Here is a 14,917-nt window from a genome sequence, read left to right on the forward strand (position 1 = left end):
TGGTGACACGCGCGGCCGGCGACACAGCGCGCTCCCACACCGACGAGGTCAATCGGCCATTGTGTCCGCTTTGACGAGACGGCGGACCTGAGTCACATAGAGGATTCCTGCCCACCAATACAGAGTTGTACCCCATCCCGCGAACGCCCATCCGAAAATCGCCGCGAGTGACGCAAGCCACCCCGTTCCGTCACTCAGGAGCAGCAAGGGGAAGGCGTACATGAGGTTGAAGGTGGCGGCCTTGCCCAGGAAGTTCACCTGGGGCGGCGGATAGCCGTGGCGACGGAGGATTCCCACCATCACCAGCAGCATCACTTCACGAGCCAATAGCGCGGCCGTCAGCCAGAGCGGCAGAATCTCCCGCCAGGTGAGACCGACAAGGGTCGACAGGATGTAGAGGCGGTCGGCGGCCGGGTCGAGGATGCGCCCCAGGCTGCTGATCTGGTTCCAGCGTCGGGCCAGCTTGCCGTCGAGATAGTCGCTGACGCCGCTGAGCATGAGAACGAGCAACGCCCAGCCGTCACTCTTGGGCCCGCCGAACTCGGGGCGGAGAATCAGCCACAGGAACAGAGGCACGCCGACGAGGCGAGCCATGCTCAGGATGTTGGGGATGGTGAGTACCCGGTCCGTTTGAACGCGGGTCTCCTGGACCTCCACCCGGGGGCCTCCTGTGTGGAACGTGCCGACGATGCTCCCTGACCTTACCTGCAGTGAGTGCCGGCCTGTGCAGTGCCCCCCTTGAACGCAGGAAAGCCCCGCACCAGAGGTGCGGGGCTTTCCCACAATGATTGTTCGGCGGCGTCCTACTCTCCCACAGGGTCCCCCCTGCAGTACCATCGGCGCTGAAAGGCTTAGCTTCCGGGTTCGGAATGTAACCGGGCGTTTCCCTAACGCAATGACCACCGAAACACTATGAAGTTGGAACTCAAGCCGGCAAGGCGAGTTCGTTACTTCAGAACTAACACAGTGGACGCGAGCAACTGAGGACAAGCCCTCGGCCTATTAGTACCGGTCAACTCCACCCCTTACAGGGCTTCCATATCCGGCCTATCAACCCAGTCGTCTACTGGGAGCCTTACCCTCTCAAGGAGGTGGGAGTCCTCATCTCGAAGCAGGCTTCCCGCTTAGATGCTTTCAGCGGTTATCCTTTCCGAACGTAGCCAACCAGCCATGCCCTTGGCAGGACAACTGGCACACCAGAGGTTCGTCCGTCCCGGTCCTCTCGTACTAGGGACAGCCCTTCTCAAGACTCCTACGCGCACAGCGGATAGGGACCGAACTGTCTCACGACGTTCTAAACCCAGCTCGCGTACCGCTTTAATGGGCGAACAGCCCAACCCTTGGGACCGACTCCAGCCCCAGGATGCGACGAGCCGACATCGAGGTGCCAAACCATCCCGTCGATATGGACTCTTGGGGAAGATCAGCCTGTTATCCCCGGGGTACCTTTTATCCGTTGAGCGACGGCGCTTCCACAAGCCACCGCCGGATCACTAGTCCCGACTTTCGTCCCTGCTCGACCCGTCGGTCTCACAGTCAAGCTCCCTTGTGCACTTACACTCAACACCTGATTGCCAACCAGGCTGAGGGAACCTTTGGGCGCCTCCGTTACCCTTTGGGAGGCAACCGCCCCAGTTAAACTACCCATCAGACACTGTCCCTGATCCGGATCACGGACCCAGGTTAGACATCCAGCACGACCAGAGTGGTATTTCAACGACGACTCCACCTGAACTGGCGTCCAAGCTTCACAGTCTCCCACCTATCCTACACAAGCCGAACCGAACACCAATATCAAACTGTAGTAAAGGTCCCGGGGTCTTTCCGTCCTGCTGCGCGAAACGAGCATCTTTACTCGTAGTGCAATTTCACCGGGCCTATGGTTGAGACAGTCGAGAAGTCGTTACGCCATTCGTGCAGGTCGGAACTTACCCGACAAGGAATTTCGCTACCTTAGGATGGTTATAGTTACCACCGCCGTTTACTGGCGCTTAAGTTCTCAGCTTCGCCACCCCGAAGAGTGACTAACCGGTCCCCTTAACGTTCCAGCACCGGGCAGGCGTCAGTCCGTATACATCGCCTTACGGCTTCGCACGGACCTGTGTTTTTAGTAAACAGTCGCTTCTCGCTGGTCTCTGCGGCCACCCCCAGCTCACCGAGTAAATCGGATCACCAGTGATGGCCCCCCTTCTCCCGAAGTTACGGGGGCATTTTGCCGAGTTCCTTAACCATAGTTCACCCGAACGCCTCGGTATTCTCTACCTGACCACCTGAGTCGGTTTAGGGTACGGGCCGCCATGAAACTCGCTAGAGGCTTTTCTCGACAGCATAGGATCATCCACTTCACCACAATCGGCTCGGCATCAGGTCTCAGACTATGTGTGAGGCGGATTTGCCTACCCCACGTCCTACACCCTTACCCCGGGACAACCACCGCCCGGGCTGGACTACCTTCCTGCGTCACCCCATCGCTTACCTACTACAAGTCTGGTTCGTCGGCTCCACCACTCCGACCTCGTCCGAAGACTCAGCCGGCGGCTTCACGGACTTAGCATCGCCTGATTCGATATTGGGCGTTTCAAAGCGGGTACCGGAATATCAACCGGTTGTCCATCGACTACGCCTGTCGGCCTCGCCTTAGGTCCCGACTTACCCTGGGCAGATCAGCTTGACCCAGGAACCCTTAGTCAATCGGCGCACACGTTTCTCACGTGTGTATCGCTACTCATGCCTGCATTCTCACTCGTGAACCGTCCACAACTCGCTTCCGCGGCTGCTTCACCCGGCACACGACGCTCCCCTACCCATCCCAGCGGGCGTTGGCCCTCATGCTGGAATGACACGACTTCGGCGGTACGCTTGAGCCCCGCTACATTGTCGGCGCGGAATCACTTGACCAGTGAGCTATTACGCACTCTTTCAAGGGTGGCTGCTTCTAAGCCAACCTCCTGGTTGTCTCTGCGACTCCACATCCTTTCCCACTTAGCGTACGCTTAGGGGCCTTAGTCGATGCTCTGGGCTGTTTCCCTCTCGACCATGGAGCTTATCCCCCACAGTCTCACTGCCGCGCTCTCACTTACCGGCATTCGGAGTTTGGCTAAGGTCAGTAACCCGGTAGGGCCCATCGCCTATCCAGTGCTCTACCTCCGGCAAGAAACACACGACGCTGCACCTAAATGCATTTCGGGGAGAACCAGCTATCACGGAGTTTGATTGGCCTTTCACCCCTAACCACAGGTCATCCCCCAGGTTTTCAACCCTGGTGGGTTCGGTCCTCCACGAAGTCTTACCTCCGCTTCAACCTGCCCATGGCTAGATCACTCCGCTTCGGGTCTAGAGCGTGCAACTCGATCGCCCTGTTCGGACTCGCTTTCGCTACGGCTTCCCCACACGGGTTAACCTCGCTACACACCGCTAACTCGCAGGCTCATTCTTCAAAAGGCACGCAGTCACGACTGCATGTGCAAGCACATACAGCGACGCTCCCACGGCTTGTAGGCACACGGTTTCAGGTACTATTTCACTCCGCTCCCGCGGTACTTTTCACCATTCCCTCACGGTACTATCCGCTATCGGTCACCAGGGAATATTTAGGCTTAGCGGGTGGTCCCGCCAGATTCACACGGGATTTCTCGGGCCCCGTGCTACTTGGGTGTCTCTCAAACGAGCCGCATGAATTTCAGCTACGGGGGTCTTACCCTCTACGCCGGACCTTTCGCATGTCCTTCGCCTATTCATACGGTTTCTGACTCGTCTCATTGCCGGCAGACAATGAAAGAGAGATCCCACAACCCCGTATGCGCAACCCCTGCCGGGTATCACACGCATACGGTTTGGCCTCATCCGGTTTCGCTCGCCACTACTCCCGGAATCACGGTTGTTTTCTCTTCCTGAGGGTACTGAGATGTTTCACTTCCCCTCGTTCCCTCCACACTGCCTATGTGTTCAGCAGCGGGTGACAGCCCATGACGACTGCCGGGTTTCCCCATTCGGAAACCCCCGGATCAAAGCCTGGTTGACGGCTCCCCGGGGACTATCGTGGCCTCCCACGTCCTTCATCGGTTCCTGGTGCCAAGGCATCCACCGTGCGCCCTTAAAAACTTGGCCACAGATGCTCGCGTCCACTGTGTAGTTCTCAAGCAACGACCAGCCACCCATCACCCCACCTGCAAGGTGAGTTCACTGGGGCCGGCATCCCGAAGGACGAGCAACGCTCGCACCCTCAGACACCCAACAGTGTGCCCGGCCCTCTCGCCGTCCCCGAGTCCGTGTTCCACGCCGAAGCAGTACTGACAGACCAGAGATGGTCAAGAGTGCCGAATAATCAACGTTCCACCCATGAGCAACCGTGCGAGTCATTCGCTCGCAGTCGGCCATGTGCTCCTTAGAAAGGAGGTGATCCAGCCGCACCTTCCGGTACGGCTACCTTGTTACGACTTCGTCCCAATCGCCAGTCCCACCTTCGACAGCTCCCTCCCACAAGGGGTTGGGCCACCGGCTTCGGGTGTTACCGACTTTCGTGACGTGACGGGCGGTGTGTACAAGGCCCGGGAACGTATTCACCGCAGCAATGCTGATCTGCGATTACTAGCAACTCCGACTTCATGGGGTCGAGTTGCAGACCCCAATCCGAACTGAGACCGGCTTTTTGAGATTCGCTCCGCCTCACGGCTTCGCAGCTCTTTGTACCGGCCATTGTAGCACGTGTGCAGCCCAAGACATAAGGGGCATGATGACTTGACGTCGTCCCCACCTTCCTCCGAGTTGACCCCGGCAGTCTCCTGTGAGTCCCCATCACCCCGAAGGGCATGCTGGCAACACAGAACAAGGGTTGCGCTCGTTGCGGGACTTAACCCAACATCTCACGACACGAGCTGACGACAGCCATGCACCACCTGTATACCGACCACAAGGGGGGCACCATCTCTGATGCTTTCCGGTATATGTCAAGCCTTGGTAAGGTTCTTCGCGTTGCGTCGAATTAAGCCACATGCTCCGCTGCTTGTGCGGGCCCCCGTCAATTCCTTTGAGTTTTAGCCTTGCGGCCGTACTCCCCAGGCGGGGAACTTAATGCGTTAGCTGCGGCACCGACGACGTGGAATGTCGCCAACACCTAGTTCCCAACGTTTACGGCGTGGACTACCAGGGTATCTAATCCTGTTCGCTCCCCACGCTTTCGCTCCTCAGCGTCAGTAATGGCCCAGAGATCCGCCTTCGCCACCGGTGTTCCTCCTGATATCTGCGCATTTCACCGCTACACCAGGAATTCCGATCTCCCCTACCACACTCTAGCCTGCCCGTATCGAATGCAGACCCGGGGTTAAGCCCCGGGCTTTCACATCCGACGCGACAAGCCGCCTACGAGCTCTTTACGCCCAATAATTCCGGACAACGCTTGCGCCCTACGTATTACCGCGGCTGCTGGCACGTAGTTAGCCGGCGCTTCTTCTGCAGGTACCGTCACTTTCGCTTCTTCCCTGCTGAAAGAGGTTTACAACCCGAAGGCCGTCATCCCTCACGCGGCGTCGCTGCATCAGGCTTTCGCCCATTGTGCAATATTCCCCACTGCTGCCTCCCGTAGGAGTCTGGGCCGTGTCTCAGTCCCAGTGTGGCCGGTCGCCCTCTCAGGCCGGCTACCCGTCGTCGCCTTGGTAGGCCATCACCCCACCAACAAGCTGATAGGCCGCGGGCTCATCCTTCACCGCCGGAGCTTTCAACCGCAGACCATGCGATCCGCAGTGTTATCCGGTATTAGACCCCGTTTCCAGGGCTTGTCCCAGAGTGAAGGGCAGATTGCCCACGTGTTACTCACCCGTTCGCCACTAATCCCCTCCCGAAGGAGGTTCATCGTTCGACTTGCATGTGTTAAGCACGCCGCCAGCGTTCGTCCTGAGCCAGGATCAAACTCTCCATGAATGTTTACCCGTGATCGGGTGCACATCCGAAGAGCGGAACAACCGGTCGGAATAAGACCGGTCGTTCACAGCGTCCTCGCTGTGATTGCCACCCCGCAAACGGGATGGACTTTTTCAAAGGAACCTCGACCATCCGAAGATGGACGGGGTATCAACATATCTGGCGTTGATTTTTGGCACACTGTTGAGTTCTCAAGGAACGGACGCTTCCTTCGAGCCCTTCTCGGGGCCCTCCGGGCGCTTCCCTTCGGTGTTTCAAACACTATCAGGCTTTTCCGGCCCTCCTGACCACCACCAGACGGTCGTCCCGGAGGACGTCCAGTGGTTTAGACCAGTTAGGATCTCGCCCTGACAGGTGCTGCCGGCAACCCCCGACTCAGCGTCGCGTTGGGGTCCAACAGAGGTACGAGACTACAACTCCGCCGGCAGATGACGCAAATCCTTTCCAGTGCACACCTAGGTCCGTCAACTGGTAGATCACGGGCGGAACTAGGACTTCTCATGACCTACTCTTCAGAGCAGCGCGCCGTCCGGTCCCAGCACTGACGACGCCTGCCGAATCTCCGCCCCTGGGAGGCTCCATGACCACAGTGACGTCCCCTCTTGCCGGCCGGGCCATCGGTCTCGCGGCCGTGCCCGATCCGGTGTTCTCCGGTGCGATGGTCGGGCCCGGGACGGCCATCGACCCCGTGCGTGAGCCGTCGGAGGCGGTCTCTCCGGTGGACGGCATCATCGTGTCCCTCCACCCGCACGCCTTCGTCGTCGTCGACGACGAGGGGCACGGTGTGCTGACGCACCTCGGTATCGACACGGTGCAGCTCAACGGCGAGGGCTTCGAGCTCCTCGTCAACAAGGGCGACTCGGTGCGGCGCGGCCAGTCCGTGGTGCGCTGGGACCCGGCGGCCGTGGAGGCCGCGGGGAAGTCCGCGATCTGCCCGGTCGTGGCACTCGAGGCCACACCCGACTCCCTGTCCGATGTCCGTGAGAACGGGGACGTGAAGGCCGGGGAAAGCCTCTTCGGCTGGCAGTGAACCGCCGACGTCGGTGACGGAGAGTCGGACATCCATCGCGGCGGCTGGACCGCCGCTCAATCGGAGACGGTGAAATGGAGACAACGCTGCGAGGCGTCGGCGTGAGCCACGGAGTGGCGATCGGCGAGGTGCGGCACATGGGCACGGCGGTTCTGGAGCCGCCGGCCAAGCAGATTCCCGCGCAGGACGCGGAGCGCGAGCAGGGGCGCGCCCGCCAGGCCGTCGAAGCGGTGGCCGCCGACCTCATCGCACGGGGCAACCTGGCCGGTGGTGAGGCGCAGGCCGTGCTCGAGGCGCAGGCCATGATGGCGCAGGACCCGGAGCTGATCTCCGACGTCGACCGCCGTATCGCCGTCGGCAGCACCGCCGAGCGTGCGGTCTACGACGCGTTCGCGGCCTACCGGGCTCTGCTGGCAGGGGCCGGCGAGTACCTGGCCGGCCGGGTCGCGGATCTGGACGACGTGCGGAACCGGATCGTGGCACGGCTGCTGGGCGTGCCCATGCCGGGTGTGCCGGACAGCGACGAGCCGTACGTACTGATCGCCCGCGATCTGGCGCCGGCGGACACCGCGCTGCTGGACCCGGCCCTGGTGCTCGGGTTCGTCACGGAGGAGGGCGGGCCCACGAGTCACAGCGCCATCCTCGCGCGGGCGCTCGGGGTGCCTGCCGTGGTCGCGCTGCCGGGGGCGGGTGAGCTCGCGGAGGGCACACTGATCGCCGTCGACGGCAGTACCGGCGAGATCTTCGTGGAGCCGAGCGACGAGAAGCGTGCGCAGATGGAGCGTGCCGCCGCGGAGCGCAAGGCCGCGCTGTCCGCGTCCAGCGGGCCGGGGGCCACCTCGGACGGGCACAAGGTTCCGTTGCTGGCCAATGTCGGCGGACCGGCGGACGTTCCTGCGGCGGTGGACGCCGGGGCCGAGGGCGTGGGTCTGTTCCGTACCGAGTTCCTTTTCCTGGACGACAGCAAGCAGGCGCCGTCGGAGGAGAAGCAGGTCGAGGCGTACCGCAAGGTGCTCGAGGCGTTCCCGGAGGGCCGCGTGGTCGTGCGGGTGCTGGACGCCGGCGCGGACAAGCCGCTCGACTTCCTTACGCCGGCCGACGAGCCCAACCCCGCCCTGGGTGTGCGCGGCCTGCGTTCGCTGCTGGACCACCCGGAGGTGCTGCGGACGCAGCTGTCGGCGCTGTCGAAGGCGGCGCAGGGGCTGCCCGTCTACCTCGAGGTCATGGCGCCGATGGTGGCGGACCGTACCGATGCCAAGGCGTTCGCGGACGCGTGTCGGCAGGCGGGGCTGCAGGCGAAGTTCGGGGCCATGGTGGAGATCCCTTCCGCGGCCTTGCGGGCCCGGTCGATCCTTCAGGAGGTCGAGTTCCTGTCTCTGGGGACGAACGACCTCGCGCAGTACACCTTCGCCGCCGACCGGCAGGTGGGTGCGGTGTCCCGGCTGCAGGACCCGTGGCAGCCGGCGCTGCTCGACCTGGTGGCACTTTCCGCGGAGGCCGCCAAGGCCGAGGGCAAGAGCTGTGGTGTGTGCGGTGAGGCCGCCTCCGATCCGCTGCTGGCCTGTGTGCTGACCGGTCTCGGTGTGACGTCGCTGTCGATGGGCGCCGCGTCGATCCCGTACGTGCGAGCGACGCTGGCGAAGTACACGCTGGCGCAGTGCGAGCGTGCGGCGGCCGCGGCGCGTGCGTCGGACACCGCCGAGGAGGCCCGGACGGCCGCGCAGGCGGTGCTTTCCGGGGAGTAGGCACTCTCCGGACGATGGTGCAGAAGGGGCTTCCCGCCGACGGCGGGAAGCCCCTTCTGCCGTCAGTGGTGGCTGTGCGGGTCGTCCGTGGTGACGGGGAAGCCCGCGCAGTATTCGACGCCCGGTTCCGGCGAAAGCGGGTCGCCGGTGGCCGCGTCGGTGCAGTAGGCGCTGAACACCTCGCCGGCGGTGAGCGGCTCCAGGTGCCCTTGGTGGAGGCGCCAGCCGTGGACGCGGTCGGCGGTGTCCGGCGTGCTGGTGCGCAGGACCAGTCCGCCGGTGCTCTCGAGCGCGATACCGGCTGCAACGACGGTGACGAACTCGGCTCCTTCCTCCGCGTCGATCCGGGCGGAGGGCGCTGTGCCGCCCTGGGCGTGGAGCACGGCGAGGAGTTGCTCGTCCGGACCCGGGACGCTGCAGACGAGGTGGTGCTCCCCGGGCCCGGCGACTTCGAGGAGGCGCATCAGGATGCTCGACGCCCGGTCGAAGGCGGACCTGCCGATGTCCTGGCCGCAGTCGGCGCACGTGCCGAGGCCGGCCAGGAGCAGGGTGGCGTACTCCCAGGTGGCCCGGCGGACGGTCCTGTCGATCAGCTTGGGCAGCAGGGTTCCCAGCGGCTGGCCGGTGTAGGGGACGTTCGCGCCGCGGGCTGCGAGCTCCGCGGTGAAACGGCTGCGGCCGGCGGGGGCGTCGGCATCGATGCCGGCCTCCGCGCAGTACTCGGCGAACTCCTCGGGGTCGAAGAGGGCGACGGACGTGTGGAGTTGCTGGGCGGACAGGGTTTTAAGCAATTGCTCCGACTGCCTGAGGTAGGCCGGGTAGTCGTCGAAGGCGAAGGTGCGGTAGCGGCGCATCCGTGTGAAGTCCTGTTCGTCGGCGAGGATGCCGACCGTGCTCGGGACTTCGCGGCGCAATGCGCGCCGCAGCGATGCGTTGGTGCCGGTCCGCTTGGACTGCTTGGTGTGCGCCATGCCGATTCCCCCAGTGCGCTGTCGATGATTCGTGACTCACGGTAGTGGGAGGCACTGACAATCGGCTCCGGCAGCCGCCCTGGACCCGGACCTGCTCTCTGGAGAGGGTCCGGGCCCGGCCCGGCTCACGTGCGGTTGCGGGCGATGTCCTCGTAGAAGCCGAGGAGCTCGAGATTGTCGACGGAGCCCGGGTTGACCGCCTTGGCGAGCGGGGTGCCCTGGAGGAGCCGCTTGACCGGGACCTCGATGCGCTTGCCGGTGAGTGTGTGGGGGACGCCGGGGACCTCGATGATGTCGTCCGGTACGTGGCGCGGTGAGAGGTTCTCGCGGATGGACTGCTTGATCCGGGCGCGGAGGGCGTCGTCGAGGACGGCGCCCTCCGCCACGTGGACGAAGAGCGGCATCCAGTAGCCGCCGTCCGGTTCCTCGAGGCCGATGACGAGGGACTCGCGGATCTCGGGGAGGCGTTCGACGACCTCGTAGATGTCGGCGGAGCCCATGCGGACGCCCTGGCGGTTGAGCGTGGAGTCCGAGCGGCCGTGGATGATCACGGAGCCCCGGTCTGTGATGGTGATCCAGTCGCCGTGCCGCCATACGCCCGGGTACATCTCGAAGTAGCTGTCGCGGTAGCGGCTGCCGTCGGGGTCGTTCCAGAAACGGACGGGCATCGACGGCATCGGGTTGGTGACCACCAGTTCGCCGACCTCGCCGATGACCGGCTTGCCCTGCGGGTCCCAGGACTGGAGGTCGGTGCCGAGGCAGGCGGCCTGGAGTTCTCCGATCTCGACAGGGAGCGTGGGGACGGCGCCGGCGAAGCAGCTGCACACGTCCGTTCCACCGCTGACGGAGGCGATCCACAGGTCGTCCGCCACCTCGTCGTGGAGCCAGCGGAAGCCGTCGGGCGGCAGTGGGGAGCCGGTGGTGGCGACGCACTTTACGCGGGAGAGGTCGAAGTCCCGTCCGGGGTGGACGTCGGCCTTGGCGCAGGCCATGACGTAGGCGGCGGAGGTGCCGAACAGGGTGGCACCGGTGCGTTCGGCGACGCGCCACTGGGCGCCGGTGTCGGGGTAGCCGGGACTGCCGTCGTACAGGACCACGGTGGTACCGGTGAGCAGGCCGGAGACGAGGAAGTTCCACATCATCCAGCCGGTGGAGGTGTACCAGAAGAAGCGGTCGCCGGGGCCGAGGTCGCAGTGCAGGCCGATCTGCTTGAAGTGCTCCAGCAGGATCCCGCCCTGGGACTGGACGATGGCCTTGGGGAGGCCGGTGGTGCCCGAGGAGTAGAGCACCCAGAGGGGGTGGTCGAAGGCGACCTGCTCGAAGACCGGCTCGGCGTCTCCCGAGGTCACCGCGGACCAGTCGAGGGTGCCTTCAGGGGCGTCGGTGCCGAGCAGCGGGATGTGGACGACCGCGCGCAGTGTGGGCAGTTCGCGGCGGAGTTCGGCGACCGTCTGCGTGCGGTCGTGTTCCTTGCCGCCGTAGCGGTAGCCGTCGACGGTGAACAGGACCACGGGTTCGACCTGCTGGAAGCGGTCGAGGACGCTGCGGGCACCGAAGTCGGGGGCGCAGGAGGTCCAGACGGCGCCGACGGCGGCGGTGGCGAGAAAGGCGGTGACGGCCTGCGGGATGTTGGGGAGGTAGCCGCTGACGCGGTCGCCGGGACGTACGCCGAGGGCGCGCAGTTCCGCGGCGAGCGCTCCGACCTGGCGGCGGAGCTCGGACCAGCTGATGGGTGTCGGCTCATGTGTCTCGTCCACATGGAGCAGGGCGGGGTCATGTGCGCGCGCCGGGTCCTCGGCGGTGCGCAGGGCGTGCTCGGCGTAGTTGAGTGTGGCACCGGGGAACCACTGGGCACCGGGCATCGAGCGGTCGGCGAGCACGCGTGCGTAGGGGGTGCAGAAACGGATCTCGAACCACTCGGCGACCGCCTGCCAGAACGTCTCCAGCTCATCGACGGACCAGCGGTGCAGCGCCTGGTATCCCCCCTCGGCCGGAGCCCCGTGGTGCTCGGCCGCCCAGGCCTGGAAGCGGGTGAGGCGAGCGGCGGCGATGCGGTCGGGGTCGGGCCGCCAGAGAGGGGCTTGGTTCGCTGCTGATGTCATGGGGCGGCTCCCGGGCTGGCTCTACGCGGCGTATGCGTGCGCCGCGCACGAGCGGGGTGTGCGCGGACGCGGCTGACAGGACGATGCCATGTGATCGTCATTCGCACCAGGGCGGATCCCCCATGGTCGGCGTGGCGAATATGTGCTCCCACCATGGGTGAACGGCAGTTGAACAGCGCGTCGGAGCTCCCTGCCCGGTGGCAGGGTGAACGGCATGGACGGTCGTGATCTGGTGCGCGCGGTGACAACTCTCGGTACGGCACAGGGGCTGCGTGCGATGCGCTCGGCGTGGCGCCGGCACCGGGCCGATGCCGTGGGGCTGCCGCCCCGGGGTGCCGAGCGGGCCAGAGTGCCCGGGCCGGCGGAGGGTGCGGAGCCGCTGCCGGGCGGGGGGACCGTCAGGTTCGCCCGTTCCGAGCTGCACATCATGGTGACGGTGGGCGGGGCGGTGTTCCGTGGCTGGGACGACGCGCGGCCGGAGCCGTCGTACGCGCTGGCCGGTGCTGCCCCGGAGCCGGATCCGCGGGCAGGGCTGGAGCCGGACAAGGACGGCGGCTGGCAGGTGGTGTCCGAGCGGCTGACGGTCGCCGTCTCCCGGCACGGCGCGGTGGAGATCCGTACACCCGGCGGCGTAGTGCTGCGCAGGGACCTGCCTCCGCGCTGGTGGGAGCCGGTGGAAGGGGGCCCGGCCCGCTGGGTGCAGCGCAGTGAGATCGCGGCCGACGCCCGGGTGTTCGGCCTCGGCGGCCGGGGGTCCGGCCCCCGGCTGCGTGACGGGTCGTACCGGCTGTGGAACACGGCGCCGCTGGCGGGGTTCGGCCCCGGCGAGGATCCGTTGCACATCACGATGCCGGTGCAGACCGTGGTGGCCGACGCCGGCTGCCACCTGGCGTTCCACGACAACACGTGGGACGGCCGCGTCATTGTGCGCGAGGGCCAGGAGGGCGCCGGTTCCGGGCACGACAGGCCCGGCACGGTCGAGGTGCGGATGGACGGCGGGCCGCTGCGCAGCTGGGTGCTGGTGGGCACACCGGCGCGCGTCCTCGGCGGCTGGGCGCAGCTGACCGGCGGGGCGGCGCTGCCCCCGTCGTGGGCGCTGGGCCCGCAGCATGTCCTGCCGGCCGGGGGCGAGGAGGACGTGCGCCGCGCGGTCGACGCCCATCGGGAGGGCGGGCTGCCGCTGTCCGCGGTCCATGTCGGCGGCGGCCTCCCTGGTGCGCCGTCCGGGCCCGCGGCGGACCTCGACGGTTTTCCCCGGCTTTCCGTCCTGGCGAAGGATCTCCGTGAGGACGGGGTGCGGTTGGCGCGTGGGCTGGGTCCGGCGGTGGGAGCCCGGCCCGGGGAGGTGCTGTACGGGCAGGGCTCTGCGGCGGGGCTTTTCGTCCGGGACGCCGCAGGTTCGGAGGTGCGGGGAACGGCCGGCCGGGGGGACTGCGTGTTCCCCGATTTCACGGATCCGCGGGTGCGCGAGTGGTGGGGAGAGCTGGCCGGGCGGGGGGCCGCGGAGGGCTTCGCCGGTGTATGGCTGGACGGGAACGAGCCGGTGTCCTGTGCGGCGTTCGCCGGCGCGACGCTCCCCCGTTCGTCACGGCACGTGCTGGAGGGCCGCGGCGGTGACCACCGGGAGGCCCACAACGTTTACGGGCTGACCATGGCGCGGGCCGCGTACGAGGGGATGCGCGGGCTGCTCCCCGACGAGCGGCCCTTTCTTGTCTCCCGTTCCGGCTGGGCGGGCATGCAGAGGTACGGGGGCAGCTGGGCGGGGGACGTGACGGCGGGCTGGCCGGGGCTGCGTGCCGCGCTGTCGCTGGTGCTGGGCCTCGGGCTCTGCGGCGTCCCGTACGCGGGCCCGGACGTGGAGGGCGCCGACGGGATGTCGGCCGAGCTGTATCTGCGCCGGCTCCAACTGTCGGCGTATCTGCCGCTGTTGCGGGTGCGGGATTCCGCGGCGCCCTGGTTGTACGGGCCCAAAGTGACGGCGCACGCGAGGGCCGTGCTGGTGGAGCGGGAGCGGCTCGGGCCGTACTTCATGACCCTGGCGCACCTTGCGCGGCTGACCGGGGCGCCGTATGTGCGTCCCCTGTGGTGGCGTTCCGCCGGGGACCGGGCCCTGCGGGACTGCGAGGACGCCTTCCTGCTGGGCGACTCGCTGCTGGTGGCGCCGGTCCTGGAGCCCGGGGCCGACCGGCGGGCCGTGCGGCTGCCGCGCGGACGGTGGTACGACACGGGCTCGGGCCGTCCCTACGAGGGTCCCGGGCAGGTGCTGGTGGACGCGCCGCCGTCGCGGATCCCGGTGCTCGCGCGGGCGGGGGCGGTGCTTCCGGTGCTCGACGACGACGGCGGGGCCCCGGGCGGTGGCAATCGGTACGGCGGCATGCGGTCGGGCCGGGTCGGGTTGGAGGTGTGGGCGCCGGCCGCGGGGCGCAGGGGCGGCGGCCTGGTGGTGCGGGACGCCGGCGACGGGTGGACGGAGCCGGAGATCGAGCGGTACACGTCACGGCTGGCCGACGGGCGTGTGGTGGTGGAACGGGCCACGGACGACGGGCAGTCGGCGGTGGAGGGGCCGGTGCTCGTGCGGGGACTCGAATGAGGCGGGCGCGACGTCAGCGGTCGTAGGCGCCGGCGAACCAGTTGCGTGCGGCGATGGTGTGGAGCGGGAAGGCCAAGGGCTCCGGGGTGTGCAGGAGCCGCCGGCCGCCGGTCTCCGCGGTAGGGACGAACGGCGGCAGAGCCGCCGCGGGGCGTTTCGGCAGCAGCCCGAACACGAGGAGGTGGCCTGCCGGGGAGCTGAGGACGTCGGCGAGCCGCACCTCGTGCGCCAAGGCCCTGATACCGGTCTCCTCCCACAGTTCGCGGACCACGGCGTGCCGCCAGTCCTCGCCGTGATCGATGAAACCGCCGGGCAGGGCGGTTCCGCCGCGGGCGGGTTCGATGGTGCGTGTGATGACGACTAGGCCGGTGCCGTGGGCGGGATCGTGCACTGGCTGAAGGGCGACGGCGACCGGCAGCGGATTGCGGTAGGCGGTCGTTCCGCATGCCGGGCAGGTGCGCGGCCAGCCTGCTTCCGCGCCGTACGGCGCTCCGCAATGGCCGCAGTGGGAGTCCTTGGACACGCGCGGACTGTATCCGATCACCCTTTGCGCGAGGAGCGGT

At 66.4% G+C, this 14,917-nt stretch carries 7 protein-coding genes and 3 rRNA genes; 3 read left to right on the plus strand and 7 right to left on the minus strand.

All coding sequences use genetic code 11. From position 1 onward, the window contains the following. Positions 1 to 48: 48 nt before the first annotated feature. The 4 genes from clsA to MDN94_RS28165 all read right to left on the minus strand — a co-directional run bounded on the left by clsA (position 49) and on the right by MDN94_RS28165 (position 5,916). On the minus strand, positions 49 to 657 hold the full coding sequence (clsA, locus tag MDN94_RS28150) for a cardiolipin synthase ClsA (protein WP_482728700.1): 609 nt from the start codon (positions 655 to 657) through the stop codon (positions 49 to 51). A gap of 133 nt (positions 658 to 790) precedes the next feature. Beyond that, positions 791 to 907, minus strand: a 5S ribosomal RNA gene (gene rrf, locus MDN94_RS28155). Positions 908 to 982: 75 nt separating this feature from the next. Beyond that, a 23S ribosomal RNA gene (locus tag MDN94_RS28160) occupies positions 983 to 4,107 on the minus strand. A 281-nt stretch (positions 4,108 to 4,388) separates the two neighbouring features. After that, positions 4,389 to 5,916, minus strand: a 16S ribosomal RNA gene (locus MDN94_RS28165). The 16S, 23S and 5S rRNA genes sit together here, the layout of an rRNA operon. Positions 5,917 to 6,496: 580 nt before the next feature. On the opposite strand from MDN94_RS28165, the gene MDN94_RS28170 reads away from it, so the two are divergent. After that, positions 6,497 to 6,946 (plus strand): PTS sugar transporter subunit IIA, encoded by a 450-nt coding sequence (locus MDN94_RS28170; RefSeq protein WP_482728701.1) that lies wholly within the window; start codon positions 6,497 to 6,499, stop codon positions 6,944 to 6,946. A gap of 74 nt (positions 6,947 to 7,020) precedes the next feature. Next, complete coding sequence (gene ptsP, locus MDN94_RS28175; RefSeq protein ID WP_482728702.1) at positions 7,021 to 8,691, plus strand: phosphoenolpyruvate--protein phosphotransferase; 1,671 nt, start codon at positions 7,021 to 7,023, stop codon at positions 8,689 to 8,691. 62 nt (positions 8,692 to 8,753) lie between these two features. On the opposite strand, the gene MDN94_RS28180 is transcribed toward ptsP, so the two are convergent. Both MDN94_RS28180 and MDN94_RS28185 read right to left on the minus strand, forming a co-directional pair. Beyond that, positions 8,754 to 9,662: a hypothetical protein gene (locus MDN94_RS28180; RefSeq protein WP_482728703.1), complete on the minus strand. Its 909-nt coding sequence runs from the start codon at positions 9,660 to 9,662 to the stop codon at positions 8,754 to 8,756. Positions 9,663 to 9,787: 125 nt separating this feature from the next. Next, a complete protein-coding gene (locus MDN94_RS28185; RefSeq protein ID WP_482728704.1) occupies positions 9,788 to 11,764 on the minus strand; it encodes an acetoacetate--CoA ligase in 1,977 nt (658 codons plus the stop codon). A 214-nt stretch (positions 11,765 to 11,978) separates the two neighbouring features. Between MDN94_RS28185 and MDN94_RS28190 the strand changes: the two genes are divergently transcribed. Continuing rightward, a complete protein-coding gene (locus tag MDN94_RS28190; protein ID WP_482728705.1) occupies positions 11,979 to 14,354 on the plus strand; it encodes a glycoside hydrolase family 31 protein in 2,376 nt (791 codons plus the stop codon). A gap of 13 nt (positions 14,355 to 14,367) precedes the next feature. Here MDN94_RS28190 and MDN94_RS28195 read toward each other — a convergent pair whose 3' ends face one another. After that, a complete protein-coding gene (locus tag MDN94_RS28195) occupies positions 14,368 to 14,877 on the minus strand; it encodes an NUDIX domain-containing protein (protein ID WP_482728706.1) in 510 nt (169 codons plus the stop codon). Positions 14,878 to 14,917 lie beyond the last annotated feature (40 nt).

The sequence above is a fragment of the Streptomyces sp. WAC00040 genome (assembly GCF_056835925.1).

Excerpts from the sequence above, each read along its gene's own strand:
- MDN94_RS28170 (WP_482728701.1), top strand. The coding sequence starts at position 6,497 with ATGACCACAGTGACGTCCCCTCTTGCCGGCCGGGCCATCGGTCTCGCG.
- ptsP (WP_482728702.1), top strand. The coding sequence starts at position 7,021 with ATGGAGACAACGCTGCGAGGCGTCGGCGTGAGCCACGGAGTGGCGATC.
- MDN94_RS28180 (WP_482728703.1), bottom strand. The coding sequence starts at position 9,662 with ATGGCGCACACCAAGCAGTCCAAGCGGACCGGCACCAACGCATCGCTG.
- MDN94_RS28185 (WP_482728704.1), bottom strand. The coding sequence starts at position 11,764 with ATGACATCAGCAGCGAACCAAGCCCCTCTCTGGCGGCCCGACCCCGAC.
- MDN94_RS28190 (WP_482728705.1), top strand. The coding sequence starts at position 11,979 with ATGGACGGTCGTGATCTGGTGCGCGCGGTGACAACTCTCGGTACGGCA.